Raw genomic sequence first — 24,358 nt, 5'->3', positions numbered from 1 at the left:
TCAGCCGAACAGATCGGCGATCGTCTCCTCGCCTAGCGCGAAGGCCGCGCTTGCGCCGGCGCCGGAGGCGGCGAGCGCCACGCGCACGTTCGGGGCCGGGGCGTCGAGCAGCACGGGCCGTTCGGCCGAGAAGGCGTAGGTCCCGGTCCAGCGCGAGAGGACCTGCTTCGGCCGCTTGCCGACCACGGCGGCGAGTTCGTCGAGGATCAGGTCGTCGACGGACTGGGGCTGGAACGGATCGGGCGTCGCATCGAAGGCGCGGCTCGCGCCGACCACGAGCGAGCCGTCCGCGGACTGCGCCGCGACCAGCGCGACGCCGTGGGCGAGATGCTCGGGCTGCTCGGCTTCGAGCCGGGCGAGGAGCGCTTCGGTCTCCGGCAGGTCGGCGAAGCCCGGAAGGCGCGGCAGGCTGAGGTCGGACGCGACCACGCCCGGCGCCTCGAAGCCGTCGTCGTAGCGCACGCGCAGCATGTGCGCCTTGGCGCGCGTCAGGCTCTGGCCCGCGAGCCGATCGGCGTAGAGCGTGCGGAAGTCGTCGCCGGCGCAGACCACGGTCGCCTCCGCCACGACCGGCCCGCGCGAGGTCACGAGACGCCCGCCCTCGATCGCCGTGACCGCGGTCTCCCAGCGGAAGGCCACGCCATGCGCCTCCGAAAGCCACGCCGCGATCTTGGCCATGGCGGGCCGCGCCTCGACCCGGAGCTCGTGCGGGCTCCAGAACACGCCGGTCATCTCGCCCTTGAACTCGGGAAACAGCGCGCGGGCCTGTTCCGCCGGATAGAACTGGCAGCCTTCCGCCATGTCGGTCGCGAGGAAGGACTGCAGCACGGCGGCGGATTCGGGCCGGCGGGCCACGATCGCGAGGCCCTCCTGCTCGACGCGCACGGCGGCCTTGGCGGCGACCTCGGCCCAGATGTCGCGCGAGCGCCGGGCGCGTCGCCAGGCGGCGCCCGCGGGCTGGCCGGTGACGCTGACGACGCCCGGCATGCGCGCGGAGGCGCCGTTCGCCCGCGCCTCGCGGTCGAACACCACCACGCGGCGGCCGCTGCGCGCGGCGGCGAGCGCGTGCGCGAGGCCGAGAACGCCGCCTCCGACGACGGCGAGATCGAAATGCTCGGACATGATCCGGGAACCCGTTGAACGGCGGGACGCTGACGCCATCCCGGCCGCCCAGTCAATACGGGCGCGTCTTCGGCCGGCCCTGCGACCCGCTCAGGCGGACGCGCCGTCCGCCCAGCGTTCCCGCTTGCGGTAGATCGTGGAGGGGCTGATCTCAAGCGCGGCCGCGGCGCGGGCGAGGTTGCCGCCGCAGGCCGCGAGCGCGGCCTCGATGATGCGGCGCTCCTGCACGTGGAAGGGCTCGATCGCGTCCGGCGCTCCCGGCCCCGCGGCGACGTGCCGCCCGGCGTTCGCGCGCAGCTCGCGCGGCAGCATGGCGAGCGTCACCTCCTCGCCGTCGTCCATGACGATGGCGCGGCGGATCACGTTCTGCAGCTCGCGCACGTTGCCCGGCCAGTCGTGAGCCCTGAGCAGCGCCATCGCGTCGGGCGCGAAGCGCGTGAAGCGGCGGCCTTCCTCCGCGGCGAAGCGCCGGAGGAAGGCGAGCGCAAGCGTCTCCAGATCCTCGCCGCGCTCGCGCAGCGCCGGCAGCCGGATCGGCAGCACGTGCAGGCGGTAGAACAGGTCCTGCCGGAAGCGTCCGGAGGCGACCTCGGCGAGCGGGTCGCGGTGGGTGGCGCAGACGATGCGGATGTCGGCGCGGCGGGCCTGCGTGTCGCCGACGCGGCGGAACTCGCCGGTCTGCAGGAAACGCAGCAGCTTGGCCTGCAGCGCGAGCTCCATCTCGCCGATCTCGTCCAGGAACAGCGTGCCGCCCGCGGCGGCCTCGGCGGCGCCGACGCGGTCCTCGGCGGCGCCGGTGAAGGCGCCGCGCACGTGGCCGAAAATTTCGCTCTCCATCAGCTCGCGCGGGATCGCGCCGCAGTTGAGCGCAAGGAACGGCTTGCCCCCGCGGCCCGAGCGGGCGTGAAGCGCCTCGGCGCAGAGCTCCTTGCCGGAGCCGCTCTCGCCGGTGATGAACACCGGCGCGCGCGACGGCGCGATGCGGGCGATCTCCTCATAGACCCGGCGCATCGGCTCGGAGGCGCCGACGAAGCCAGAAAAATCCTCGGGCTCGGGCGCGGGGGGCGCAGCGCGCGCAGCGCGCTCGGAGAAGCGCGGCGTCAGGCGGCGGGCTAGGGAATCCGGCGAATAGGGCTTCAGCACGAAATCGACCGCGCCCCGCCGCATCGCTTCGACCGCGAGGCCGACGGAGCCGGAGCCGCTGGTGGCGACCACGGTCAGGCCTTCCCCGACGAAGCGTTCGATCAACGCGAGCGCCGCCCGGTCCGGCGCGTCCACGATCGCGAGTTCGGCCGTACGGGCGATGGCGCCGATCGCTTCCGCCGGCGCGACAGCCGCGGTCACCTCGCCGCCGGCGGTCGCGACCGCGACCGTCGCGACGCGCAGAGCGGCCGGGTCCGCGTCGACGATCAGGACGTGCGTCCGCGCGTCAGCCGCGCGGCGAACCTCCGTCGTGTGCGCCTGCGCCATCGATCCTCTCGGAGACCTCTGCTTGCGGCCGGCGGCGCCGGACGCGGAGCCCAAGGTCGCCGAACAGGGTAAACGAAAGGTGAGCGGGCGTTCGACTGTCGCGACCGCTGCCGCGATCCTCAGCCCGTGACGGCGGGCGCCGCGTCGTAGCCGGCGTCGCGCACCGCGGCCGCGGCCTCCTCGGCCGAAAGCTTCGTGTCGGCCGAAACCCGACCCGCGATGCGGTTCACCACCACCACGGCGTCGGCGTCGCGGGCCGCGATCGCGTTCTGGACGGCCTTGGAGCAGCCGTCGCAGGTCATTCCTTCGACGTCGAGCACGATCATTACGATTTCCTCGCGTTGGTTTTTTGCCGCGGTCGCGGATTTTCATATGGCAAGGCGCGGTTCAGCGCGCGAGGACATTGGCCTGTGATTCGCGAATCTGAAATGATTCCGTCTCGCGCGCCCCACGGAAGCACCCGGATGCCCAAGCCTGCCGTTTTCTTCGTCGCCTTCGCGATGGCGGTGACGGCGGCGTGCGTCGGCGTGATCGCGAGCTACGGTCTCGGGTTCGGCGGCGCGGAGAGCGCGCTCGCGGCGCTGTCGGCGCTGGCGCTGATGGCCTTCGCGCACATGGCCTTCGTGCGGCCGCCCGGACTGGACGAGAGCCGGCTCGAGGATCTCGACCGGCTGGCGACGCAGCTCCAAAGCCGCGTCGAGACGCTCGACGTCCGGATTTCCACCCTCGACGCGGCGGTGCAGGAGCGCGCGCGCGCCGCCGCCCGCCCGCTGATGGAGGAGATCGCGGCGCTCGGGGGACTGGTGACGTCGGTCGCGAAGGAGGTGGCGGCGCACGAGCTCACGCTCAACCGCGTCCATCTCCGCCTCGACGCGATTCCAGAGCCCGTCGTCGCGGTCCCGGCGCCTCCGCCTCCCGTCGCGTCCGAACCGCCCGCCGCCCGGGAGCCCGAGCGCGCGCCCGAGCCGCCCGTCTCCCGCGCGCCGTCGGGCCGCCGCGTCGCCGCGCCTGCGACGCCCGCGGCCCCGAAGCCACAGGCGCCCGAGGCGTTCGATCCGCTCGACGCCGAGCATGGCCCCGACGAGCCGGGCGGGCCGGTCGACCGCGGCGTCGCCGCCCGCGTGGAGCTCGCGCTGCGCGACGATCGGATCGACTTTTACCTCCAGCCGGTGGTCGCGCTGCCGAACCGCCGCACGCTGCATTACGAGGGATTGTCCCGTCTGCGCGAGCCGGACGGCATCGCGCTTCCGGACGAGTTCCTGGCCGTCGCGGCCGCCGAGGGACGGCTCGGCGAGATCGACCGCCGCGCCATCGCCCGCGGCGCCCGGGTCGCGGCGCGGCTGATCGAGAGCGGGCGGACCGTCGGCGTGTTCGTCAACATCGCCGCCAGCACGCTCGGCGACGAGGGCGCCGTCAGCGAGCTCATCGACATCGCGGAGCGGACGCCGGAGGTCGCGCGCGCGCTGACGCTCGAGCTGACGCAAGAGGCGTTCGAGGGGCTGGACCAGGCCGGACGCGAGACCCGCAAGGCGTTGAGCGAGCGCGGCTGGCGGTTCTCGATCGACCAGGCGACCGATCTCAGGATCGAGCCGCGCGATCTCGCGCGCCGCGGCGTGCGCTTCGTCAAGGTTCCGGCCGCGGCGCTGCTCGACCCGGAGGCCGCGCGCGGCCTCGCGATTCACCCATCCGACCTGGCCAGCCTGCTGCTTCGCCACGGCGTCGACCTGATCGCGACCCATGTCGAGGAGGAGAGCGAGGTGCCGGAGCTGCTCGACCACGAGGTGCGGGCCGCGCAGGGGCATCTGTTCGGCGTGCCGCGCCCGGTGCGCGAGGACCCGCCGGCGACGCCCGAGCCGGCGCGCGCGGAGAGCCAGCCGCGCCGGTTCCAGCCGCGGCCGTTCGTGCGCCGCGCTTGACGGGGCCGCGGCCCAGGCTTAGCCGGGGCCCTCATGTCCGATGTTTCTTCCGAATCCCCGGTGTTCGCCCGGTTCGCGCCGCTCGCCTCGGCCTATGACGTCGCGCTCTGCGACGTCTGGGGCGTGCTGCACGACGGCCTCGCCGCCCACGCCGCCGCAAGCGACGCCCTAACCCGCTTCCGCGCCGGAGGCGGCGCCGTGGTGTTGGTCTCCAACGCGCCGCGCCCCTCCGACTGGGTGGTGTCCCATCTCGACGGCTACGGCGTGCCGCGCAGCGCCTGGGACGCAGTCATCACCTCCGGCGACGTCACGCGCCATATGCTGGCCGAGCGCGGCGTCTCGCGGGTCCACCACATCGGACCGGACCGCGACGTGCCGCTGTTCGGCGACGAGCGCATCGAGCGCGTGTCCGCCGAAGAGGCGCCGGTCGCGGTCGTCACCGGCCTCGTCCATGACGACGTCGAGATTCCCGAGGACTACCGCCCAAGGCTCGAGGCGCTGAAGGCGCGCGGCACGCCGCTGATCTGCGCCAATCCCGACCTCGTGGTGCAGATCGGCGACCAGCTGCTGTGGTGCGCCGGCTCCATCGCCGACATGTACCGCGACATGGGCGGCGAGACCCATTACGCCGGCAAACCCTATGCGCCGATCTACGACGCCGCGCTCGGCCTCGCCTCCGACATCCTCGAGCGCAACGTCGACCGCGAGCGGGTCATCGCCATCGGCGACGCGGTGCGCACCGACCTCGCCGGCGCGACGGCGGCGGGCCTCGACTGCCTGTTCGTGGCGGACGGCATCCACGCCGAAGAGCTCGGCCGCGGCGCGCCCGACCCCGAGAAGCTCGCCGCGCTGTTCGCCGCCAACGGCTATCACCCCGTCGCGGTGACGCCCCAGCTGACGTGGTGAGCGGGGAGGGGCGTCCGGCCTTGCGGTCGCCTTACCCCTCCTCGGCCTGGGCGGCGGCGCGCCAGCCGATGTCGCGGCGGCAGAAGCCTTCGGGCCAGTCGATCAGGTCGACCGCGGAGTAGGCGTTCATCTGGGCTTCGGCCGCGTCGGCGCCGATCGCGGAGACCGCGAGCACGCGGCCCCCGACCGCCAGCAGGCGATCGCCGTCGAGCGCGGTGCCGGCGTGGTACACCGTGACGCCCGGCCGGGCCGCGGCCTTCGCGATCCCGCGGATCTCCGAGCCCTTCTCATGGGGTCCGGGATAGCCCTTCGCCGCCATCACCACGGCGAGCGCGGTCTCGCGGGCGAAGCGAGGCTTGCGGGCGGCGAGATCGCCGTCGACCGCCGCGATGAGCAGGTCGAGCAGGTCGTCCTTCAGGCGCGGCAGCACCACCTGAGCCTCCGGGTCGCCGAAACGGGCGTTGTATTCGACGAGCTTCGGGCCGTCCGAGGTCAGCATCAGCCCGGCGTAAAGGAAGCCGACGAACGGCGTTCCCGCCTCCGCCATGGCCTTCACCGTCGGCCGCACGATGCGCGCCATCGCGTCCTCGGCGATCGCGGGGCTGAGCGCCGGCGCCGGCGAATAGGCGCCCATGCCGCCGGTGTTCGGCCCCTCGTCGCCGTCATAGGCGCGCTTGTGGTCCTGCGCGTCGCCGAACAGGAGCGCGGTGGTCCCGTCGCACAGGGCGAACAGGCTGGCCTCTTCGCCCTCCATGAACTCCTCGACCACGGCCTCGGCGCCGGCGCTTTCGAACAGCGCGTCTACGGCCGCATGCGCCTCGGCCAGAGTTTCGGCCACCACCACGCCCTTGCCGGCGGCGAGGCCGTCGGCCTTCACCACGACCGGCGCGCCGAAGGCGTCGACGGCGGCGTGGGCTGAGGCTGCGTCGCGGCAGTGGCGGAAGCCCGCGGTCGGGATGCCGTGTTCGGCGCAGAGCGCCTTGGTGAAGGCCTTTGAGCCCTCGAGCCGGGCCGCGGCCCCGCTCGGGCCGAACGCCTTGATTCCGGCGTCCGCGAGACGGTCGACGACGCCCGCCACGAGCGGCGCCTCGGGGCCGACCACCACGAGGTCGACGGCCTCGGCCTTGGCCAGCGCCACGATCCCGTCTAGGTCGTCGACGGAGACGTCGCGCAGCTCGGCGTGCTCGGCGATGCCCGGATTTCCGGGCGCGGCGATGAGGCGCGTGAGCCGCGGGCTCTTCGCGAGGCTTGCGGCGAGCGCGTGCTCGCGGCCGCCGGAGCCGAGAAGGAGAACGATCATTGGGCCTCGCGCGGGCGTCGACGGGGTCGGTGTCGCGCCGTTCTAGACGAGGCCGGGCTCCGGGTCACGGCCGACGGCGGGGCGCGCCGCCGGCCGCAGTTCGGAACGGGGGGTCCGGCCCGTCAGATCATTCGACGATGACCTTGCCCTTCATCATCGGGTGCGGGGTGCAGATGTAGCCGTACTCGCCGGCGGCGCCGAACTTCACGGTGTAGGTTTCGCCCTTGTTGAGCATCTTGCCCTGCGCCTTGGGGTTGCCCTTGGCCGGACCTCCGCGGAAGTGGACGTTGTGGGCGATCTCGTCGTTGTTGGTCCAGGTCACGCTGTCGCCGACCTTGACTTTGATCTCGGGCGTTCCGAACGCCATTTTGTCGATGCTGACGGCGTTGGCGCTCGCGGCGCCGCCTTCGACGATCTCGATCGGCTCCTGGGCGTAAGCGAAGGACACGGGCAGGGCGACGCAGAGCGCGGCCAGCAGGGCGTTACGCATGACGTTCTCCTCGGTTGCGTTATTCTCGGCGCTCGCTCGTTTACGAGTCGATCGCTCCGGCATTTTCGTTCAGCAGTCGCGAGCGGGCGAAGCAGTCTGGAACTGTGAAAAGCAGTATCAGGCCGGACGAGGACAATGCCTTCATCCAGCATACCTAGCGCGTGCGCGGGTGCAGTCAAATAAGACAATCACTATGCTTGCAATGCGCCGCGCGGTCGCAGACGAAATTGTGATCAACCTCGACTTAGACATTTTCGCGTTTGTTGCGACGCAGCAATCTCGCGGCGGCTGCCGGTTTTGGGTATGACAGACCGGCGCAGTCCGATGAGAGGCCCATGACCCTGAGCGACGCCCCAGCCGCGCCGACCAACGCCCGAGACGTCACCGTCTCGGAGCTGTCTCAGCAGCTCAAGCGCACGGTGGAGGAGACCTTCGGCCATGTGCGGGTGCGCGGGGAAATTTCGGGCTATCGCGGGCCGCATTCCTCGGGCCACGCCTATTTCGCGCTGAAGGACGAGGGCGCCAAGATCGACGCGGTGGTCTGGCGCGGCGCCTTCGCCAAGCTGCGCTTCAAGCCGGAGGAGGGCATGGAGGTGATCGCCTCCGGGCGGCTCACCACCTATCCCGGCAAGTCCGCCTACCAGATCGTGATCGACCATCTGGAGCCGGCCGGCGTCGGCGCGCTGATGGCGCTGCTGGAGGAGCGCAAGCGCAAGCTTCGGGCCGAGGGGCTGTTCGACCCGGACCGCAAGCGCCCGCTGCCTTACCTGCCCCGGGTCATCGGCGTCGTCACCTCGCCGACCGGCGCCGTCATCCGCGACATCCTGCACCGCCTCGCGGACCGCTGCCCCTCCCACGTGCTGGTCTGGCCGGTCAGGGTGCAGGGGGAGACGGCCGCGGCGGAGGTCGCGGCGGCGATCCGCGGCTTCAACGCGCTGGCGCCCGGCGGCCCGATCCCGCGGCCGGACGTGCTGATCGTCGCGCGCGGCGGCGGCAGCCTCGAGGACCTCTGGAGCTTCAACGAGGAGATCGTCGTCCGCGCCGCGGCGGAGAGCGGAATCCCGCTGGTCTCGGCGGTCGGGCACGAGACCGACACGACCCTGATCGACCACGCCGCCGACCGGCGCGCGCCGACGCCGACCGCCGCCGCCGAGATGGTCGCGCCGGTCCGGGCGGAGCTCGTCGCCTATGTGGCCGAGCTCGGGAGCCGGCTCCGCGGCGCGACCTTCCGCGGGCTCGAGGCCAGGCGCACGGAGCTGCGCTCCGCGGCGCGGGCGCTGCCGGCGCTCGACGCGCTGCTGCAGGCGCCGCGCCAGCGGCTCGACCATGCCGCCGCGCGGCTCGCCCCCGCGCTCGCCGCCAACGCCGGCCGCCACCGCGCCCGGCTCGCGGCGGCCGGCGCCCGGCTGCAGCCCGCGACGCTTTCGAACCGCATCGCGCTCGGCCGCGAGCGCGCGGATGCGCTGAAGGGACGGCTCTCCCGCGCCTTCGCCACGCTGGAGCAGCGCCGGCGCGACCGGCTCGCCGGGGCGTGGAAGCTGCTCCGGAGCTACAGCCACGCGGGCGTGCTGGAGCGCGGCTACGCGCTCGCGCTGCGCGAGGGGAGCGGCGAGGTCGTGCGCCGCGCAAGCGAGCTCCAGCCCGGCGACGCGCTGCGGCTCGTCTTCGCCGACGGCGAAGTCGGCGCGACGACGTCCGGCGCCGGACCAACCCTGCCCGGGGAGCCGGCGCCAAAGCGGGAGCCGAAGGCGCGGAAGCCCGGGCCCGCCGGGCAGCCGGACCTGTTCAGTTGAACTTCGCGCTGGCTCGGATCAGAGGGCGGCCCGCGCGCCGGCGCGCGGCGCTCTTCACGAGAATATTCCCCCTGGCTAGCCGCTCGGCGCTTGATCCGCGCCGGGGCCGCGCCTGATACCGCCTCGCCTGAGGTGACCGGCGCGCAGACGCCGCTGACGGGTACGATTGGAGCGCGCCGCGCATGGAGAACGCCGAGAATTCCGCCCGGTTTCCGATGAAGCCTGTTCCTATTCTCATCGGCGGCGCGGTCTTCCTCCTCCTGCTGGCGCTGCCGGCGCCCGAGGGCCTTTCGCCCGAAGGGTGGCGGGTCGTGGCGGTCGCGGCGCTGATGATCGTGTGGTGGATCACGGAGGCCATTCCGGTTCCCGCGACCGCGCTCGCCCCCGTCGCCCTGCTGCCGGTGCTGGGAGCCGTCAGCGTGACCAAGGCGGGCGCCCCCTATGGCGATCCGATCATCTTCCTCTTTCTCGGCGGCTTCGTGCTGGCGCTGGCGATGGAGCGCTGGAACCTGCACCGCCGGATCGCGCTCAACATCGTCGCCTGGACCGGATCGCGGCAGGACCGCATCGTCGGCGGCTTCATGATCGCGACGGCGTTCGTGTCCATGTGGGTGTCGAACACCGCGACGGCGGTCATGATGCTGCCCGTCGCCATGTCCGTCGTCGGCCTCATGGACGGACGCGCGAAGGCGGACGGTTTCGCCTTGTCGCTGATGCTCGCGATCGCCTACGCGGCCTCGATCGGCGGCGTCGCCACGCTCATCGGCACGCCGCCAAACGCGCTTCTGGCCGGGGCGCTGAACCAGACCTACGGCTACGACCTCGGCTTCGCGCGCTGGATGATCATCGGCGTGCCCGTCGCGGTCGTCATGCTCGTGGCCGCCTGGCTGCTGCTGACGCGCATCGCGATCCGCCTGGAGGCGGTCGAGGTCGAGAACGCCGGAGCGGTGATCCGGCGCGAGATCGACGGGCTGGGCGGCTGGTCGCGCGCCGAGGTTCGGGTCGGCGTCATCTTCGTCGTCACAGCCTTCGCCTGGATCTTTCGGACCGTCCTGGACGATTTCATTCCCGGCCTGAACGACAGTTCGATCGCGATACTGGCGGCGCTCGCGCTGTTCCTGGTCCCGTCAGGCGACGCCAAGGGCGGAGCGCTGATCGACTGGGAGGCGTCCAAGCGCCTGCCGTGGGGCGTGCTGGTGCTGTTCGGCGGGGGCCTGAGCCTCGCCGCCGCCGTCAGCTCCACGGGCCTCGACAGCTGGATCGGGTCGCTGCTCGGCGCCGTCGCCTCGCCGCTCCCGCTGATCGGGGTGGTGATCGTGGTCGCCGCGGTGGTGCTGATCCTGACCGAGTTCACCTCGAACACGGCCACCGCCGCCGCCTTCATCCCGCTGCTTGCGGCGCTGGCGGTCAATCTCGGCGAGAACCCCCTGCTGCTGACCGTGCCGGCTGCGTTGGCCGCGTCGATGGCGTTCATGCTTCCGGTCGCCACGCCGCCCAACGCGATCGTCTTCGGCTCCGGACGCGTCACCATCCCCCAGATGGCGCGGACCGGCTTGGGGCTAAACCTCGGAGCGCTGCTCGTGATCTCGACGGTCGCCTATGGCCTGATGCTCGCCTTTTTCGGCGTTACGCTCGGCGAGCTGCCGGACTGGGCGTCGTCCGGAGAGGGCAAATCCTGACGTCGGCACGGATCAGCGGGTCGACGGCGTGAGCGCACGCCGCATCGGCCTCGCGCTCGGCGGCGGAGGGGCGCGCGGCCTCGCCCATATCCATGCGCTGCAGGCGTTCGACGATCTCGGCGTCCGTCCCGCTGCGATCGCCGGCACGTCGATCGGCGCGATCTACGGCGCGGCCTACGCCTCCGGCCTGAGCGCGGCGGAGCTGCGCGCTCACACCGCGGCGATGCTCCGGACGCGCGGCGACGTGGTCGGCAAGCTCTGGAAGGCGAGGGTCGGCCGGCTGCCGGACCTGTTCGGCGCGGGCTCGCGCAACCCGGTGCTGCTCGACGCGGAGACGCTGATGGAGCTGTTCCTGCCGGAGGGCGTGGCGGAGACGTTCGAGGAGCTTGCGATCCCGTTCGCGGCGATCGCAACCGACTTCTTCGCCCGCGCCGAGATCGTGTTCCGCGACGGACCGCTCAGGCCGGCGGTCGCGGCGTCGATGGCGATCCCCGGCCTGTTCCGACCGGTCGTCCACCGGGACCGAACCCTGATCGACGGCGCCATGACCAACCCGCTCCCGTTCGACGTGCTGGGCGACGTCGACGCTGTAATTGCAGTCGACGTGACCGGCGGGGCGGTGCTCGACGGACCCCGTCCGCCTAATGCGCTGGAGGTCGGGCTCGGCTCGGTTCAGATCATGCAGGCAGCGATCGTGGCGCTTAAGCTCGAACGTCGCGCGCCGGACGCTGTGATCCGCCCCCATGTGGAGGCGATCACGCTGCTCGACTTCCTGAAGACCTCCGCCGTGCTGCGCGCGACCGAGCGCACGCGCGAGGAGACCAAGCGCGCGATCGAAGCGGCGCTGGCCTCCTGAAGGGCGGCGGCGCGGCGCTCAGACCCCGCCGAAATGCCGGCGCAGCAGCGCGATGTTGCGGCGGTTGGCCTTGAAGGCGACGTCGAACACCGATCCGAGGATCGGAATGCTGCCGACCACGGTGTCGAGCGCCACGTTGCCGACCATGCGGGCGAGCACGTGGCTCGGCGCGCCGAGCTCGTGCGCGCGCTTGATCATGTAGCCGGACACCAGCGCCGCCGAGAGGTCGCCCGCGACCGGCACGAGGCCGACGAGGGCGTCGACGCCGAAGCGCCAGTTGGTGCCGGGAATCCGCCAGCGCGAGTCCAGCAGATGCGCGAGCCGGTCGAGCTCGTCGAGCGTCTCGGCGTGGCCGGGCGTTTGGGGCATGCGTCCGGCGAAGCCGGTCGCGGCGCGCGCGTTCATTTGCGGATGATGACCCAGATGGCGTGGATGATGCCCGGGATGTACCCGAGGATGGTCAGCAGGATGTTGAGCCAGAAGTGCAGGCCGATGCCCACCTGCAGGAACACGCCGAGCGGCGGCAGCAGAATGGCGATCAGGATGCGGACGACGTCCATGAAACTTCCTCTCAAGAATGCCCAGCCCGACAACGCGCCAGACGCGTTCCGGTTCACCCACCCGACATGGGGTCTCTTCGGGCGCGGAAGAAGGCCCTGAGGAGTTCGGCGGATTCGGTTTCGCCGATGCCGGGATAGACTTCGGGCGCATGGTGGCAGGTCGGCTGCCCGTAGAGCCGCACGCCCGAGGTGACGGCGCCGCCCTTCGGGTCCTCGGCGCCGAAATAGAGCCGCCGGATGCGGGCGAAGGAGATCGCCCCCGCGCACATCGGGCAGGGCTCCAGCGTCACGTGCAGGTCGCAGCCGACGAGCCGCTCGCTTCCGGTCGCGACGCAGGCGGCGCGGATCGCCAGCATCTCGGCGTGCGCGGTCGGGTCGTTGAGCTCGCGGGTGCGGTTTCCGGCGGCGGCGATCACGGCGCCGTCGCGGATGACGACGGCGCCCACCGGCGTCTCGCCGCGCGCGGCGGCGGCCCGCGCCTCGTCGAGCGCCCGCGCCATCGGCGTCACGGCCGTCTTCGCCCTCGTAAACCCGTCGCTCACGTGCTATCGCCCGCTCGTCATGACAGATGAAACCGACCGCACCGACGCCCCGCATCCGGGCGCCGAGGACAGGACCGCCTCGCCGCCCGGCGAGCGCGTCGCCAAGGTGATCGCCCGCGCCGGCCTCGGCTCGCGCCGCGAGGCCGAGGCCTGGATCGCCGCCGGCCGCGTCGCGGTCAACGGCGCGGTGATCGACGCCGCCGCCCGCAACGTCACGCCCGCGGATCGCGTGACGGTCGACGGCCGCGCCTTGCCCGCCCGCGAACGCACGCGGCTCTGGCTCTACCACAAGCCGCGCGGCTATGTGACCACCACGCACGATCCCGAAGGCCGCGAGACGGTGTTCGAGATCCTTCCGCCCGCGATGCCGCGGGTGGTGACGGTCGGCCGGCTCGACATCAACACCGAGGGCCTGCTGCTGCTCACCAACGACGGCGGCCTGTCGCGCGTGCTGGAGCTGCCCGAGACCGGCTGGCTGCGCCGCTACCGCGTGCGCTGCTTCGGCCGGGTGACGCAGGACAAGCTCGATGCGCTCAAGGACGGCGTGACCATCGACGGCTTCCACTACGGCGGCATCGAAGCGACGCTGGAGCGGCAGCTCAACGACAATTGCTGGCTGCAGATCGGGCTGCGCGAGGGCAAGAACCGCGAGGTCAAGCGCGTCGCCGAGCATCTCGGCCTCGCCGTCAGCCGCCTGATCCGCATCTCCTTCGGGCCGTTCCAGCTCGGCGACCTTGGCGAGGGCGCGGTCGAGGAGGTGCGCACCCGCACCCTCGCCGACCAGCTCGGCAAGCGCCTTGCGGAAGAGGCCGGCTGCGACTTCGAGGCGTCGGCGTTCGACCATGGCGAGGACGCGCCGCTTGTGACCGGCGGCCGCGGCGCAGGTCGCAAGACCGGCCCGGAGGCGCGGGCGACCGCCGAGCGCGACCGGCTCAAGGACCCGTCGCAGCGCGTCGGCAAGCGCGCGCCGGTCGCCCGGCCCCGCGACATGGCGGCGCCCGCCGCCGCCGGCCCGAGCGAGGAGCGCGCGCCGGTGAAGAAGCGCGCGGGCTCCGTCGCCGACCGCAAGGGCCGCGCGGTGAAGGTGGAGCGCGTCGAGCGCGGCGATGCGGATGCCGCGCCGAAGCGCGTGCGCCGCAGCGATCCGGCCGCCGCCGAGCGTTTCGGCGCCGCAGGCCGCGCCCCGCGCCCGCCGCGCGCCGACGCGAAGGCCGCGCCCAAGGCCGGAGCCAAGCCCGGCGGTCGTTCCGATCGTCCGGATCGCGGTCCGCGTCGTGACGACGGCGGCGACCGTCCCGCCCTCGGTCCGCGCCCGTTCGCACGCAACGAAGGCGGCGAACGCCCGCGCGCCCGACCCGAGCGCGGCGAACGGTCCGAGCGTCCCGCCCGGTCCGCCGCGGGCGAGCGTCCCGTGCGAGCTCCGCGTCCTGACGGCCCGGATCGCGGCCCGCGCCGCGACGATCGCGGCGATCGTCCCGCCCGCGGCCCGCGCCCGTTCGCGCGCAGCGAAGGCGGCGAGCGTCCCGTGCGGGCTCCGCGTCCCGACGGCCCCGATCGCGGCCCGCGGCGCGACGATCGCGGCGATCGTCCCGCCCGCGCGCCGCGCCCGTTCGCGCGTAGCGAAGGCGGCGAGCGTCCCGTGCGCGCCCCGCGCCCCGATCGCCCGGAGGCTCCCGGCGGCGAACGTCGTCCTGCCGCGCCGCGGACCTCCGCGCCGCGCTGGCGCGACGACGCCGCGACGTCGGAGCGCCGCGAGCGTCCCGAGGGCGCGCGCGCGCCGCGTCGCGCCGACGGCGAGCGGCCGGAACGGACGCAGGGCGAGCGGCGCTCAGGTCCTGCGCGCGGCGACCGCCCGCGCGCCGATCGTCCGGCGGGCGACCGCCCCGCCGGCGACCGTCCGAAATTCGCGGGTCGCCCGCGCAGCGACGGCGCCGCGCCGCGCAGCGACGGCCGCCCGCGCGAGGCGAAGCCCGGCGGCGGCAAGCCAGGCGGCTTCAAGCCAGGCGGCAAGCCCGGCGGGTTCAAGCCGCGCGGTCCGGGCGGAAAGCCTGGCGGCGGGGGCAGGCCTGCTGGGGGCAAGCCCGGCGGCGGCAAGGGACGGCCGGGCGGTGCGGATCGTCGGCGGTAAGTTCAAGGGCCGCGCGCTCAAAGGTCCGGCGGCGGACTCGCGCGCGATCCGCCCCACCACCGACCGGCTGCGCGAGGCGCTGTTCAACGTGCTGGCCCACGCCTATGGCGATCCGGCCGACGGCGCGCGCACGCTCGACCTGTTCGCCGGCACCGGCGCTCTCGGCATCGAGGCGCTGTCGCGCGGGGCGCGCTACGCGCTGTTCGTGGACGAGGGCGCGGAGGCGCGCGCCTGCCTGCGCGCCAACGTCGAGGCCTTCGGTCTCGGCGGCGTGAGCCGCATCGCCCGCCGCGACGCGACCCATCTTGGGTCCATCGGCGCGGTCGCGCCCTTCGACCTCGTCTTCGCCGATCCGCCCTACGGTCGCGGCCTCGGCGAGCGCGCGATCGCCTCCGCCCACGACGGCGGCTGGCTGACGCCCGGCGCCCTCGTCGTCTGGGAGGAGGCGGCCGACGCCGACGTCGCGACGCCCGCCGGCTTCGAGGAGCTCGAAACCCGCGCCTATGGCGACACCAAGGTGATGATTCTGAGGGCGTCGCCGCCCGCATAAGGGCGTCGTTAAGCGGTGGCCGTCTAGCGTCTTGCCGGGACGCGGGAGACGGGCGACATGACGGCGGCGGATATCGAGGGCGCGGCGGCGGGGCGGCGCGCGGTCGCGGGCGCGGCGACGGCGTTCACCGCGGCGATCGGGCTCTCCGCCTTCCTGCTGTTCGCCGTGCAGCCCATGTTCGCCAAGATGGTGCTGCCGACGCTTGGCGGCGCGCCGGGCGTGTGGTCGGTCGCCATGGTGTTCTTTCAGGCGCTGCTGCTCGGCGGCTACGCCTATGCGCACCTCATCACCCGCACGCTGACGCTCAGGAACGCCGTGATCGCGCATCTCGCCGTGCTCGGGGTCGGCTTCGCCGTCCTGCCGATCGCGGTCGCCGCGGGCTGGGGACGGCCGCCCGCCGACGGCGAAGCGATCTGGCTGCTCGGACTGTTCGGGGCCTCGGTCGGCCTGCCGTTCTTCGCGCTTTCGGCCAACGGCCCGCTGCTGCAGGCGTGGTTCGCGGCCTCGCGCCGCGAAGGCGCGTCCGATCCCTACTTCCTCTACGCCGCCTCGAACCTCGGCTCGGTCGGCGCGCTGGTCGCCTATCCGCTTCTCGCCGAACCGCTGATGGCGCTCGCCGGCCAGAGCCGGCTGTGGACCGCCGGCTACGCCGTGCTGATCGGGCTGATCGCGCTCGCGGGCTTCGCCGCGCTGCGCGGCGGCGCGGGCGCGGCGGCGGCTCCGGCCGTCCGCGACCCGGCCTCGTCCGGGCGCTGGCCGGCCTGGGTCGGGCTCGCCTTCGTGCCTTCGGCGCTGCTGGTCGCCGTCACCGCGCACATCACCACCGACGTCGCGGCGGCCCCGCTGCTGTGGGTCGCGCCGCTCGCGCTGTTCCTGCTCACATTCGTCGCCGCGTTCCGCGCAAAACCGCTGATCGCGTCGAAGCCGCTCGCCTTCGCGCAGGTCGCGCTGACCGCCGCCGCCTTCGTCTCGCTGATGTCGGACTGGCCGATCGCGGTGGCGCTGCCGCTCCACCTCGCGCTGCTGACCGCCGTCGCGCTGACCGCGCACGGCCGGCTCTACGCGCTGAGGCCGGCCGCCGGCGACCTCACGCGCTTCTATCTGTTCATGTCGCTCGGCGGCGTGCTCGGCGGCTCATTCGCCGCGCTCGCGGCCCCGCGCCTGTTCTCGACCGTCGCCGAATACCCGCTGCTGCTCGCCGCGGCGGCGCTCTGCCTGCCGGGCCTCGCGTTCAAGGGCGAGGCCCGCCGCGACCTCGTCGCGATCGGCGTGATCGCGTTCGGCGCCGTCGCCCTCGGCGCGCTCTACGCCGCGATCGACCCGTCGGCCGGCTTCGGCGTGCATGTCGCGCTGACGCTCGCCTTCGCCGGCGGCATGGTCGCGCTCTGGGGCCGGCCCGCCCGCGTGGTCCCGCTCGCGCTCGGCGCCGCCCTGGTCGCCTGCGGGGTGACGCCCGGCGCGCAGCGCGGCGAGAGCCTGCGTTCGTTCTTCGGCGTGCACCGCGTCTCGCCGACCGCCGACGGTCGCTTCCTGACGCTGGTGCACGGCAACACCATCCACGGCGCCATGCGCGTCGCGAACGACGACGGCTCGCCTTACGAGGGCGCGCCGGAGCCGACCACCTACTACACCCGCGAAGGCGCGCTCGGGCAGGGCGTCGCGGCGATCCGCGCGGCCCGCGGCGGCTCGCTCGGCGAGGTCGCCGTCATCGGGCTCGGCAGCGGCAGCCTCGCCTGCCATCGGGCCACGGGCGAGACCTGGCGCTTCCTCGAGATCGACGACACCGTGATCCGGCTCGCGCGGCCGGGCGGCCGGTTCCCGTTCGTGGGCGCCTGCGCTCCCGACGCGCCGCTGGTGCTGGGCGACGCCCGCCTCACCATGGCCGATCAGCCCGGCGGCTTCGGCCTCGTGGTGGTCGACGCCTTCTCGTCCGACGCCATCCCGGCGCATCTGATGACCCGCGAGGCGCTGGCGCTCTACCGCTCGAAGCTCGCCCCCGGCGGCGCCATCCTGATGCACGTCTCGAACCGGCATCTCGAGCTCGCGCCGATCCTCGCCCGCGTCAGCGCCGATCTCGGGTTCGCCGCATGGGTCCGGCGCGAGGGCGACCTGGACGAGCCGATCTCGGCGCGGATGCGCACCAGCGTGACGGCGGTGATGCTGGCGGCGAACGACGCCGACGTCGGATCGATCGCGACCGGAGGTGGCTGGACGCGCGTCGCGCCGGACCTCGCGCGCCGACCGTGGACCGACGATTTCAGCAACATCCTCGAGGCCTTCGCCCACTGAGGAGAGGCTTCGCGCCTCAGGGCGCGGGGTCGGCCACGGCGCGGGGGTACCAGAATTCGAGCTGGCCCGGCGGGGCCTTGTAGCTGGTGATGATCTTGACCACGACGTCGTCGAAACCGTTTGCGCGGGCGACGCCGGCGATCCTGTCGGCGAGATCCTTGTCGCCCTCGTTGAAGTAGCGCAGCTCGGCTTTGGGTGGCGCTCGCACGCCGACGATCTCGACGCCCGGCGTCTTCACCCCCGCCTGCCTCAGGGCGGCGAGGAACGGCCCCGCGCCGTTCTTCTGGGCGAGCGTCGAGGCCTGCATGTAGACCACAGGCGCGGACTGCGGATCGGCCGGCCGCGGCGCGGCGCCCGCCAGCGCCTCCGGCAGGATGGCGGAGGAGCGGGCGTTGGAGAGGCGGATGTTGTTCTCGGTCGAGCGCGCCACCACCTGGCCGACCGCGTTCTCGATCTCGCCCGGCGTCTTCAGCACGCCGGTGACGAAGGCGAGCACGAGCCCAAGGATGCCGACCAGGAAGGTGCGGTAGACGTATCTGCGGATCTCGGCGGGCAGGCGCCGCAGGCTGAACAGGTCCAGCACGATCGCGAGCGTCAGCGCGACGATCAGCACGGCGACCGAATAGACGATCACCTGCGTCAGGACGAGCCGCTCGATTCCCATGGCGGATGGTCTCCTGACCGGACCGAACCGGCGGCCGGGGCGCGCGACGGCGGCGCGTGGTTTAAGGCTCTTTTTGGTATTGGGCTCCGGTCTGAGTCAACGCTTGTCTGCGGCCATCCTTAGCGTTCCTCGAACACGACCCTGTTGCGGCCGGACGCCTTGGCGGCGTAGAGCGCCGCGTCCGCGCGGGCGAACAGATCGTCCGGCGCGCCGTCGCTGTCGCGCAGCAGCGCGACGCCGAGGCTGACGGTCACCCCGAGCGTGACGGCGCCGGCGACGATCGGGGTTCCCGCGACCGCCGCGTGCAGGCGCTCCGCGACCGTCTTGGCCTCCGCGCGGCCGGCCTGCGGCAGCAGCGCGGCGAACTCCTCGCCGCCGACCCGCGCCAGCATGTCGTCGCGCCGCAGGGCGCGGGCGGCGCGGTCGGCCACCGCCTTCAGCGCGTCGTCCCCCACGGCGTGGCCGAAGCGGTCGTTGATGGCCTTGAAGTGGTCGATGTCGAGCACGATCAGCGCGAGCGGACCGCCGCCGGCGCGCGCGGCCGCGACGTCATGGGCGAGCCGTTCGCCGAAGCGCCGACGGTTCGCCGCGCCGGTGAGCGCGTCCGTCCGCGCCGCCGAGCGCAGCTCCGCCTCCAGCCGGCGCTGCTCCGTCACGTCCCATAGGACGAGGGCGTAACGTTCGCCGAGGAAGCGGTAGAAGAACTGGATGACGCGGTCGCCGCCGTCGCGCGTGCGGACGGTCCATTCGGCCATGTGGGCGCGGGAGGGGTCGGCACGCGCCGCGGCGACCGTGCGCCGCCAGTCCTGCCGCGCGCTCCGGCGCGCCTCCGCGTCGGGAAAGGCGAGCCGCCACCAGTGGTCGTGATGGGCGATCGCCACGCCGGCGTAATCGAACAGCGCGTCCGAGGCGCTGTTGTAGAACAGGGCGTTGAAGTCGCGGTCATAGAGCTCGACCCCGACGGGCAGCGACTCCAGCACGGCGCGCAGCTCCGCCCGTTCGTCGGCCGCGCCGGTGGGGGGCGCCCCCTCGGGGCGGAGCGTCGCGACCACGAGCCCGGGGTCCTTCGGATCGCGCGCGAGCTCGAACCGGATTGCGCCCGCCGCTCCGCAGTCGAGCGTCACGCCCGCGCCGGCGCCGTTCAGCGCCATCGCGCCGATCGCCCGGGCGAGCGCGGCCGCGGCGTCCGGCCCCAGCGCCTCAGCGAGCCGGCGCCGCGCCGCCGCCCGCTCGCCGAGCAGCCGCCGCGCGGCGGGATTTGCGGCGAGGATCACGGCGTCGTTCCCCGCCGCGATCACGAGCACCGGGCTCGCCACCGCCTCGATCAGCCGCCGTTCGCGCGCGGAGAGCGTCGGGTCCGTCGCCATGCGCAGAGCCGCCCGCCGCCGCCGTCAGCGCGGGTACCAGAACTCCATCTGGCCGGGCGGCGCGGTGTAGTTCGCGATCGTCTTCACCACCGAGCCCTTCAGCCCGTGCTGGGCCGCGAGCGCCGCGACCTGCTCGGCGAGGGGCTTGTCGGCGTCGTTGAAGTAGCGCACCTCGGGCTCGGCCGGAGAGCGGCCGGAGATGACCTCGATGCCCGGCGACTGGAAGCCGGCCGCCCTCAGCGTGCGCCACAGGTTCTCAGCGGCGAAGCGGGCGTCCATGTCGGGGACCTGGATGTAGACCGTGCCCACCTGCCCAACCGGAATCTGGCCTGAGTCCGAGGCCACGATCGCGCTGTTGCGGGCCTGGAACGCCTTGGCGCTCTCGGCGGCGGCGGCGACCTGCGTGGCGGCCGTGTCCGGCGGCTGCAGCGCCCCCGCGAGCCAGCCGACGACAAGCCCGACGCCGGCGAGCGCGTAGACGCCGTAGAGCGCGGTGCGCAGCAGCTTCGGCACGGCGATGAGCCGCACTGCGGTGAGCGCGACGATCACCGTCAGCGCGACGAACAGGCCGAGCAGCGCATAGACGGCGGCGAGGCGGATCAGCAGATCGGCGGCGGTCTGTTCCAGCATGGCGGCCTTCCCCGGCGATTCGATGAGCGTCAATTCTGTGTGCGGGAGCATGGCGGCCCGATCAACCCTGGCGGGCGTCACCTCCGGCCGAACAGCTTTTCGAGGTCGGCGGTAGAGAGCCGCACGAAGGTGGGGCGGCCGTGGTTGCAGGTCGAGGCGGCGGGCTCGGCCTCGATCGCGCGCAGCAGCGCGTTCATCTCGTCGGGCTTGAGCTTGCGGCCGGCGCGCACCGAGCCGTGGCAGGCGACCGTCGCGAGGATGTGGTCGAGCCGGCGCGCCACCGGCGCCGCTTCGGCGTCGCCTTCGGCGAGCGCTTCGGCCACGTCGCGCAGCAGCGCGGCGCCGTCACAGGGGCCGAGCGGCGCGGGCGTCGCGCGCACCAGAACGGCGCCGGGCCCAAAACCCTCGACCGCAAGGCCGAGCCCGGCCAGCAGGTCGGCCGCGGCCAGCACCCGTTCGGCGTCGGCCGGGTCGAGGTCGACCACGTCCGGGACCAGAAGCTCCTGGCGGGGCACGCCGGAGGCGGCGCGCAGTCGCTTCAGCTCCTCGTATTTCAGGCGCTCATGCGCCGCATGCGCGTCGACCAGCACGACGCCGTCGCGGGTTTCGGCCAGCACATAGGTGTCGTGCAGATGGGCCTTGGCGGCGCCGAGCGGGCGGTCGAGCGCGGCGTCGGGCGCGGCCGCGGCGACCTGCGGGTCGGCCGCGGGGGCCAAGTCGACGAGATCGACCGAGAACGCCGCCTGCGCCGCCTCGCCGAAGCCGCGCCGCGGGGCCGGCTGCGGCCAGCGCGTCGGGGTCGCCGGCCGGGCCGCGGGCCGGTGGCCGAAGGGCGCGGCGGCGAAGCGCGCCAGCTCCGCCCCGCCGGCGGCGTAGGGCGCGGGGCCGCGCTCGGCGAGCGCCGCCCGCACGGTCGAGATCAGCAGAGCGCGGATCAGGCCGGGATCGCGGAACCGCACCTCGGCCTTGGCCGGGTGCACGTTGACGTCGACCTCGCCGGCGCCGACGCGGATGTCGAGGGCCGCGACCGGCCAGCGGTCGCGCGGCGTCACATCCTGATAGGCGGCCTTGAGCGCGCCGACGAGCAGGCGGTCGCGCACCGGGCGGCCGTTGACGGAGAGGTGGATCGCCGCGGCCGTCGCGCGGTGCAGGTGGCTGAGGCCGACATGGCCGGCGATCGCGGCGCCCTCGCGCGTCCCCGCGATCGCGACGACCGCCTCGGCGACCTCCGCGCCCAGAACCTGCGCCATGCGCTCGGCGCGGCCGGCGTCGTCGTCGGAGACGGCGGGAAAGCGCAGCGTCCGGTCCTCGAGCGAGAGCGTCCAGTCGACCTGCGGCGCGGCCAGCGCGAGCCGGCGCACCACCTCGGCCGCGGCCTGGCCCTCGGCGCGGTCGGTCTTCAGGAACTTGGCGCGCGCCGGGGTGGCGAAGAACAGGTCGCGCACGGTGATGCGCGTGCCGTGGGGAAGCGCCGCGGGTTCGGGCTCGGACTTGACGCCGCCTTCGACCGACAGCCGCCAGCCGTGGGCTGAGCCGGCGGTCCGGGTCTCGATCCCGAGCCGCGCCACCGCGCCGATCGAGGGCAGCGCCTCGCCGCGGAAGCCCATGGTGGCGATCCCGACGAGATCGGCGTCGGAGGCGATCTTCGAGGTCGCGAACCGCTCCACCGCGAGCGTGAGATCGTCGCGCTCCATGCCGCAGCCGTCGTCGGCGACGCGGATCAGCCGCGCGCCGCCGCCCTGCAACGCCACCTCGATCCGGCGCGCGCCGGCGTCGAGCGCGTTCTCGGCAAGCTCCTTCACGACGGACGCCGGGCGCTCCACCACCTCGCCCGCGGCGATGCGGTTCGCGACGACGTCGGAGAGCAGGCGGACAGGCATCGGCGGGCGCGGCTTCTCGATGTGTGCGAGTCGAGGCCCAGTCTAGAGCCTGCCGCCGGGCATGGACATGGTTCGTCCCCGCTGCGACGGGAGGGGTCTTGCGTGCTTTCGCGCCCGGAGAGGTTTGCGTCGACGCAGGGGCCCGAGGGCGTGCAACCTGCGCTATTTGACGCATCCCGCCGGCGGCGCGAAGGTCGGCCCAACAAGAGCAGGCCGAGGGAGGCTCAGATGCCGGAAACGCAGCGAGGCGCGCGATGCGTCGTGGTGATGGGACCGTCCGGGGTGGGAAAGACCACCGTCGCCAAGGCGTTGGCGGGCCGGCTCGGCTGGCTGTTCGCGGAGGCCGACGAGTTCCACCCGCCGGCGAACATCGAGCAGATGTCGGCCGGAATTCCGCTCGACGACGACGACCGCGCCCCTTGGCTCGCGAGCATCCGCGACTGGATCTCGGACCACGGCGCGGCCGGATCGTCCAGCGTCGTCACCTGTTCGGCGCTGAAGCGGCGCTACCGCGAGGTGCTGCGCGGCGCGACCGTCGAACTCAGCTTCGTCGAGCTCGTCGGCGAGCTCGCGCTCGTGAAGGAGCGGATGGCGAAGCGGACCGGACACTACATGCCGGTCTCCCTGCTCGATTCCCAGTTCGAGGCGCTGGAGAAGCTCGCGCCGGACGAGACGGACGGCGTTCTCGTCGACGTCAACGCGGACCCGGACACGGTCGTCGCACGGGCGCTCGCGGCGCTCGGGCTAGGCGATCCGGCGCCCCGCGCCGTCGCCGCGCGCGGCTGACCTTCCCCGAGGGAGAGACCCGATGACCCCTGCCGCCGCCGCGCCCGCCATGGGCGCCGCACCCTTGCTGCTGATCGCCGCCGCCGCCATCGCGGCGCTGCTCGTGCTGATCATGCGCTTCCGCATGCACGCCTTCCTGGCGCTGATCCTGGTCAGCCTCGTCACCGCCTTCGCGGCCGGCATCGCGCCGGAGAAGGTGGTGCCGACCCTGATCGCAGGCTTCGGCACGACGCTCGGCACCGTGGCGCTGCTCGTCGGCCTCGGCGCCATGCTCGGCCGGCTCGTGGAGGTCTCGGGCGGCGCGCAGGCGCTCGCCGACGACCTGATCCGGCTGTTCGGCGAAAAGCGGGCGCCGTTCGCGCTCGGCGTCGCGTCGCTGATCTTTGGCTTCCCGATCTTCTTCGACGCCGGCCTCGTGGTGATGCTGCCGATCATCTTCTCGGTCGCGAAGCGGCTCGGCGGCGGCCTGCTGCGCTACGGCATCCCGGCCGCGGGCGCGTTCTCGGTCATGCACGTGTTCGTGCCGCCGCATCCGGGGCCTGTGGCCGCGACCGAGCTGCTGAAGTCCGACATCGGCCTCGTAACCCTGCTCGGCCTCGTGGTCGCGGTGCCGACCTGGTACGTTACGAGCTACCTGTTCGGCCTCTGGATCGGCAAGCGCATCGAGGTGAAGGTGCCGGAGCTTTTGTCCGGCGGTCCGCAGGCGGCGCACGATCCGAACCCGCCCAAGTCCTCGACCGTGATCTGGCTGCTGCTGCTGCCGCTCGCGATCATCTTCGTCAACACCGGGCTCGACTTCCTCGCCGCCGCCGGCGTCTTCGACCGCAAGGCGACGTGGTTCGTCACGGCCCGCACGCTCGGCCAGACGCCGATCGCGCTGCTGGTGGCTGTGCTGGTCGCGACCTACGTGCTGGGCGTCCGTCGCGGAAAGGGGCTCGGCGAACTCGAGAAGCTGGTCGACGGCGCGCTTGGCCCGATCTGCGCCATCACCCTGATCACCGGCGCCGGCGGCATGTTCGGCGGCGTGCTGCGGGAAAGCGGCATCGGGGGCGCGCTGTCGCAGACGCTGAACGATCTCGGCATGCACGTGTTCGTGGCGGGCTACGTCATCGCCGCAGCGCTGCGGATCGCGCAGGGCTCGGCGACGGTCGCGCTCATCACCGCGGCCGGCCTAGTGCAGCCGGCGGTCGCAGCGGCCGGCTACAATTCGGTCGAGTCCGCCGCGGTCGTGCTGGCGCTCGCCGCGGGCTCCGTGATCGCGAGCCACGTCAACGACAGCGGATTCTGGCTGGTCGGCCGGTTCTTCGAGATGGACCTGAAGACCACGCTCAAGACCTGGACGGTGCTGGAGACCCTGATCAGCGTGATGGGCTTCGCGATCGCCGGGCTGATCTTCGTGCTGGCGTAAGAGGGCGCGAGGCTCCCGGCCT

Annotated in this window: 23 protein-coding genes; 11 read left to right on the top strand and 12 right to left on the bottom strand. The window is 73.3% G+C overall.

Annotated features, from left to right (window positions below; translation table 11 throughout):
• From PKE78_RS02565 to PKE78_RS02555, 3 genes are all read right to left on the bottom strand, one after another.
• On the bottom strand, positions 1-1,122 hold the full coding sequence (locus tag PKE78_RS02565; RefSeq protein ID WP_271199276.1) for a TIGR03364 family FAD-dependent oxidoreductase: 1,122 nt from the start codon (positions 1,120-1,122) through the stop codon (positions 1-3).
• A 90-nt stretch (positions 1,123-1,212) separates the two neighbouring features.
• Positions 1,213-2,592 carry a sigma-54-dependent transcriptional regulator gene (locus PKE78_RS02560; RefSeq protein ID WP_271199275.1) on the bottom strand — a complete coding sequence of 460 codons (1,380 nt, stop codon included), beginning with the start codon at positions 2,590-2,592 and terminating at the stop codon, positions 1,213-1,215.
• 119 nt (positions 2,593-2,711) lie between these two features.
• Positions 2,712-2,918, bottom strand: a complete 207-nt coding sequence (locus PKE78_RS02555) for a heavy-metal-associated domain-containing protein (RefSeq protein ID WP_271199274.1) — start codon at positions 2,916-2,918, stop codon at positions 2,712-2,714.
• A 138-nt stretch (positions 2,919-3,056) separates the two neighbouring features.
• Here PKE78_RS02555 and PKE78_RS02550 point away from each other — a divergent pair, with 138 nt between their 5' ends.
• Both PKE78_RS02550 and PKE78_RS02545 read left to right on the top strand, forming a co-directional pair.
• Positions 3,057-4,508: an EAL domain-containing protein gene (locus PKE78_RS02550; RefSeq protein WP_271199273.1), complete on the top strand. Its 1,452-nt coding sequence runs from the start codon at positions 3,057-3,059 to the stop codon at positions 4,506-4,508.
• A gap of 33 nt (positions 4,509-4,541) precedes the next feature.
• Positions 4,542-5,414, top strand: coding sequence for a TIGR01459 family HAD-type hydrolase (locus tag PKE78_RS02545; protein WP_271199272.1), 873 nt, complete (start codon positions 4,542-4,544; stop codon positions 5,412-5,414).
• A gap of 31 nt (positions 5,415-5,445) precedes the next feature.
• Here the strand turns inward: PKE78_RS02545 and purD are convergent, their stop codons facing one another.
• Together purD and PKE78_RS02535 are read right to left on the bottom strand one after the other, a co-directional pair.
• Entirely contained in the window at positions 5,446-6,714 is a 1,269-nt protein-coding gene (purD, locus tag PKE78_RS02540) for a phosphoribosylamine--glycine ligase (RefSeq protein ID WP_271199271.1), read from the bottom strand.
• 127 nt (positions 6,715-6,841) lie between these two features.
• Positions 6,842-7,204, bottom strand: a complete 363-nt coding sequence (locus tag PKE78_RS02535) for an amicyanin (protein WP_271199270.1) — start codon at positions 7,202-7,204, stop codon at positions 6,842-6,844.
• Here PKE78_RS02535 and PKE78_RS02530 point away from each other — a divergent pair.
• The 4 genes from PKE78_RS02530 to PKE78_RS02515 all read left to right on the top strand — a co-directional run bounded on the left by PKE78_RS02530 (position 7,203) and on the right by PKE78_RS02515 (position 11,532).
• On the top strand, positions 7,203-7,511 hold the full coding sequence (locus tag PKE78_RS02530; protein WP_271199269.1) for a hypothetical protein: 309 nt from the start codon (positions 7,203-7,205) through the stop codon (positions 7,509-7,511). The two genes, PKE78_RS02535 and PKE78_RS02530, sit on opposite strands and share 2 nt — an antisense overlap.
• Positions 7,512-7,539: 28 nt before the next feature.
• Positions 7,540-8,997: an exodeoxyribonuclease VII large subunit gene (xseA, locus tag PKE78_RS02525; protein WP_271199268.1), complete on the top strand. Its 1,458-nt coding sequence runs from the start codon at positions 7,540-7,542 to the stop codon at positions 8,995-8,997.
• A gap of 182 nt (positions 8,998-9,179) precedes the next feature.
• The gene (locus PKE78_RS02520; RefSeq protein WP_271199267.1) at positions 9,180-10,676 is read left to right on the top strand and encodes an SLC13 family permease; all 1,497 of its coding nucleotides are present in this window, start codon (positions 9,180-9,182) and stop codon (positions 10,674-10,676) included.
• 28 nt (positions 10,677-10,704) lie between these two features.
• Positions 10,705-11,532: a patatin-like phospholipase family protein gene (locus PKE78_RS02515; protein ID WP_271199266.1), complete on the top strand. Its 828-nt coding sequence runs from the start codon at positions 10,705-10,707 to the stop codon at positions 11,530-11,532.
• An 18-nt stretch (positions 11,533-11,550) separates the two neighbouring features.
• Here PKE78_RS02515 and PKE78_RS02510 read toward each other — a convergent pair whose 3' ends face one another.
• From PKE78_RS02510 to PKE78_RS02500, 3 genes are read right to left on the bottom strand one after another with little or no spacing between them, the layout of a single operon-like run.
• A complete protein-coding gene (locus tag PKE78_RS02510; RefSeq protein ID WP_271199265.1) occupies positions 11,551-11,901 on the bottom strand; it encodes a DUF4112 domain-containing protein in 351 nt (116 codons plus the stop codon).
• Between the two features lie 32 nt (positions 11,902-11,933).
• Complete coding sequence (locus PKE78_RS02505; RefSeq protein ID WP_271199264.1) at positions 11,934-12,092, bottom strand: YqaE/Pmp3 family membrane protein; 159 nt, start codon at positions 12,090-12,092, stop codon at positions 11,934-11,936.
• 53 nt (positions 12,093-12,145) lie between these two features.
• Positions 12,146-12,592: a nucleoside deaminase gene (locus PKE78_RS02500; RefSeq protein ID WP_271200052.1), complete on the bottom strand. Its 447-nt coding sequence runs from the start codon at positions 12,590-12,592 to the stop codon at positions 12,146-12,148.
• A gap of 61 nt (positions 12,593-12,653) precedes the next feature.
• Between PKE78_RS02500 and PKE78_RS02495 the strand changes: the two genes are divergently transcribed.
• Genes PKE78_RS02495 through PKE78_RS02485 form a run of 3 tightly spaced genes read left to right on the top strand, consistent with a single transcriptional unit; the run spans position 12,654 to position 17,601 of the window.
• Positions 12,654-14,762 (top strand): pseudouridine synthase, encoded by a 2,109-nt coding sequence (locus tag PKE78_RS02495; protein ID WP_271199263.1) that lies wholly within the window; start codon positions 12,654-12,656, stop codon positions 14,760-14,762.
• Complete coding sequence (gene rsmD, locus PKE78_RS02490) at positions 14,743-15,312, top strand: 16S rRNA (guanine(966)-N(2))-methyltransferase RsmD (protein WP_271199262.1); 570 nt, start codon at positions 14,743-14,745, stop codon at positions 15,310-15,312. The genes PKE78_RS02495 and rsmD overlap by 20 nt, the downstream gene beginning before the upstream one ends.
• A 57-nt stretch (positions 15,313-15,369) precedes the next feature.
• Positions 15,370-17,601 (top strand): fused MFS transporter/spermidine synthase family protein, encoded by a 2,232-nt coding sequence (locus PKE78_RS02485; RefSeq protein WP_271199261.1) that lies wholly within the window; start codon positions 15,370-15,372, stop codon positions 17,599-17,601.
• A 16-nt stretch (positions 17,602-17,617) separates the two neighbouring features.
• On the opposite strand, the gene PKE78_RS02480 is transcribed toward PKE78_RS02485, so the two are convergent.
• The 4 genes from PKE78_RS02480 to mutL all read right to left on the bottom strand — a co-directional run bounded on the left by PKE78_RS02480 (position 17,618) and on the right by mutL (position 22,142).
• Positions 17,618-18,265: a hypothetical protein gene (locus PKE78_RS02480; RefSeq protein WP_271199260.1), complete on the bottom strand. Its 648-nt coding sequence runs from the start codon at positions 18,263-18,265 to the stop codon at positions 17,618-17,620.
• A 119-nt stretch (positions 18,266-18,384) separates the two neighbouring features.
• Positions 18,385-19,632 (bottom strand): sensor domain-containing diguanylate cyclase, encoded by a 1,248-nt coding sequence (locus PKE78_RS02475; RefSeq protein WP_271199259.1) that lies wholly within the window; start codon positions 19,630-19,632, stop codon positions 18,385-18,387.
• Between the two features lie 24 nt (positions 19,633-19,656).
• Complete coding sequence (locus PKE78_RS02470; protein ID WP_271199258.1) at positions 19,657-20,262, bottom strand: hypothetical protein; 606 nt, start codon at positions 20,260-20,262, stop codon at positions 19,657-19,659.
• Positions 20,263-20,339: 77 nt separating this feature from the next.
• Positions 20,340-22,142, bottom strand: coding sequence for a DNA mismatch repair endonuclease MutL (gene mutL, locus PKE78_RS02465; protein WP_271199257.1), 1,803 nt, complete (start codon positions 22,140-22,142; stop codon positions 20,340-20,342).
• A gap of 228 nt (positions 22,143-22,370) precedes the next feature.
• On the opposite strand from mutL, the gene PKE78_RS02460 reads away from it, so the two are divergent.
• Positions 22,371-22,928, top strand: a complete 558-nt coding sequence (locus tag PKE78_RS02460) for a gluconokinase (RefSeq protein ID WP_271199256.1) — start codon at positions 22,371-22,373, stop codon at positions 22,926-22,928.
• Positions 22,929-22,950: 22 nt separating this feature from the next.
• Positions 22,951-24,336 (top strand): GntP family permease, encoded by a 1,386-nt coding sequence (locus PKE78_RS02455; RefSeq protein WP_271199255.1) that lies wholly within the window; start codon positions 22,951-22,953, stop codon positions 24,334-24,336.
• Positions 24,337-24,358 lie beyond the last annotated feature (22 nt).

The organism is Methylopila turkensis (assembly GCF_027922325.1).
GTDB classification, from domain to species: domain Bacteria; phylum Pseudomonadota; class Alphaproteobacteria; order Rhizobiales; family Methylopilaceae; genus Methylopila; species Methylopila turkensis.
Note: the sequence above shows the minus strand (reverse complement) of the source record. Positions and strands in the feature narration are given on the sequence as shown.

Bases quoted from the DNA above. Each gene is read 5' to 3' on its own strand.
- xseA (WP_271199268.1), top strand. From the start codon at position 7,540: ATGACCCTGAGCGACGCCCCAGCCGCGCCGACCAACGCCCGAGACGTC.
- PKE78_RS02545 (WP_271199272.1), top strand. From the start codon at position 4,542: ATGTCCGATGTTTCTTCCGAATCCCCGGTGTTCGCCCGGTTCGCGCCG.
- PKE78_RS02485 (WP_271199261.1), top strand. From the start codon at position 15,370: ATGACGGCGGCGGATATCGAGGGCGCGGCGGCGGGGCGGCGCGCGGTC.
- PKE78_RS02555 (WP_271199274.1), bottom strand. From the start codon at position 2,918: ATGATCGTGCTCGACGTCGAAGGAATGACCTGCGACGGCTGCTCCAAG.
- PKE78_RS02560 (WP_271199275.1), bottom strand. From the start codon at position 2,592: ATGGCGCAGGCGCACACGACGGAGGTTCGCCGCGCGGCTGACGCGCGG.
- PKE78_RS02565 (WP_271199276.1), bottom strand. From the start codon at position 1,122: ATGTCCGAGCATTTCGATCTCGCCGTCGTCGGAGGCGGCGTTCTCGGC.
- mutL (WP_271199257.1), bottom strand. From the start codon at position 22,142: ATGCCTGTCCGCCTGCTCTCCGACGTCGTCGCGAACCGCATCGCCGCG.
- PKE78_RS02480 (WP_271199260.1), bottom strand. From the start codon at position 18,265: ATGGGAATCGAGCGGCTCGTCCTGACGCAGGTGATCGTCTATTCGGTC.
- PKE78_RS02550 (WP_271199273.1), top strand. From the start codon at position 3,057: ATGCCCAAGCCTGCCGTTTTCTTCGTCGCCTTCGCGATGGCGGTGACG.
- purD (WP_271199271.1), bottom strand. From the start codon at position 6,714: ATGATCGTTCTCCTTCTCGGCTCCGGCGGCCGCGAGCACGCGCTCGCC.
- PKE78_RS02470 (WP_271199258.1), bottom strand. From the start codon at position 20,262: ATGCTGGAACAGACCGCCGCCGATCTGCTGATCCGCCTCGCCGCCGTC.
- PKE78_RS02530 (WP_271199269.1), top strand. From the start codon at position 7,203: ATGACGTTCTCCTCGGTTGCGTTATTCTCGGCGCTCGCTCGTTTACGA.
- PKE78_RS02505 (WP_271199264.1), bottom strand. From the start codon at position 12,092: ATGGACGTCGTCCGCATCCTGATCGCCATTCTGCTGCCGCCGCTCGGC.
- PKE78_RS02520 (WP_271199267.1), top strand. From the start codon at position 9,180: ATGGAGAACGCCGAGAATTCCGCCCGGTTTCCGATGAAGCCTGTTCCT.
- PKE78_RS02510 (WP_271199265.1), bottom strand. From the start codon at position 11,901: ATGCCCCAAACGCCCGGCCACGCCGAGACGCTCGACGAGCTCGACCGG.
- PKE78_RS02475 (WP_271199259.1), bottom strand. From the start codon at position 19,632: ATGGCGACGGACCCGACGCTCTCCGCGCGCGAACGGCGGCTGATCGAG.
- PKE78_RS02535 (WP_271199270.1), bottom strand. From the start codon at position 7,204: ATGCGTAACGCCCTGCTGGCCGCGCTCTGCGTCGCCCTGCCCGTGTCC.
- PKE78_RS02460 (WP_271199256.1), top strand. From the start codon at position 22,371: ATGCCGGAAACGCAGCGAGGCGCGCGATGCGTCGTGGTGATGGGACCG.
- PKE78_RS02500 (WP_271200052.1), bottom strand. From the start codon at position 12,592: ATGGCGCGGGCGCTCGACGAGGCGCGGGCCGCCGCCGCGCGCGGCGAG.
- PKE78_RS02495 (WP_271199263.1), top strand. From the start codon at position 12,654: ATGACAGATGAAACCGACCGCACCGACGCCCCGCATCCGGGCGCCGAG.
- PKE78_RS02455 (WP_271199255.1), top strand. From the start codon at position 22,951: ATGACCCCTGCCGCCGCCGCGCCCGCCATGGGCGCCGCACCCTTGCTG.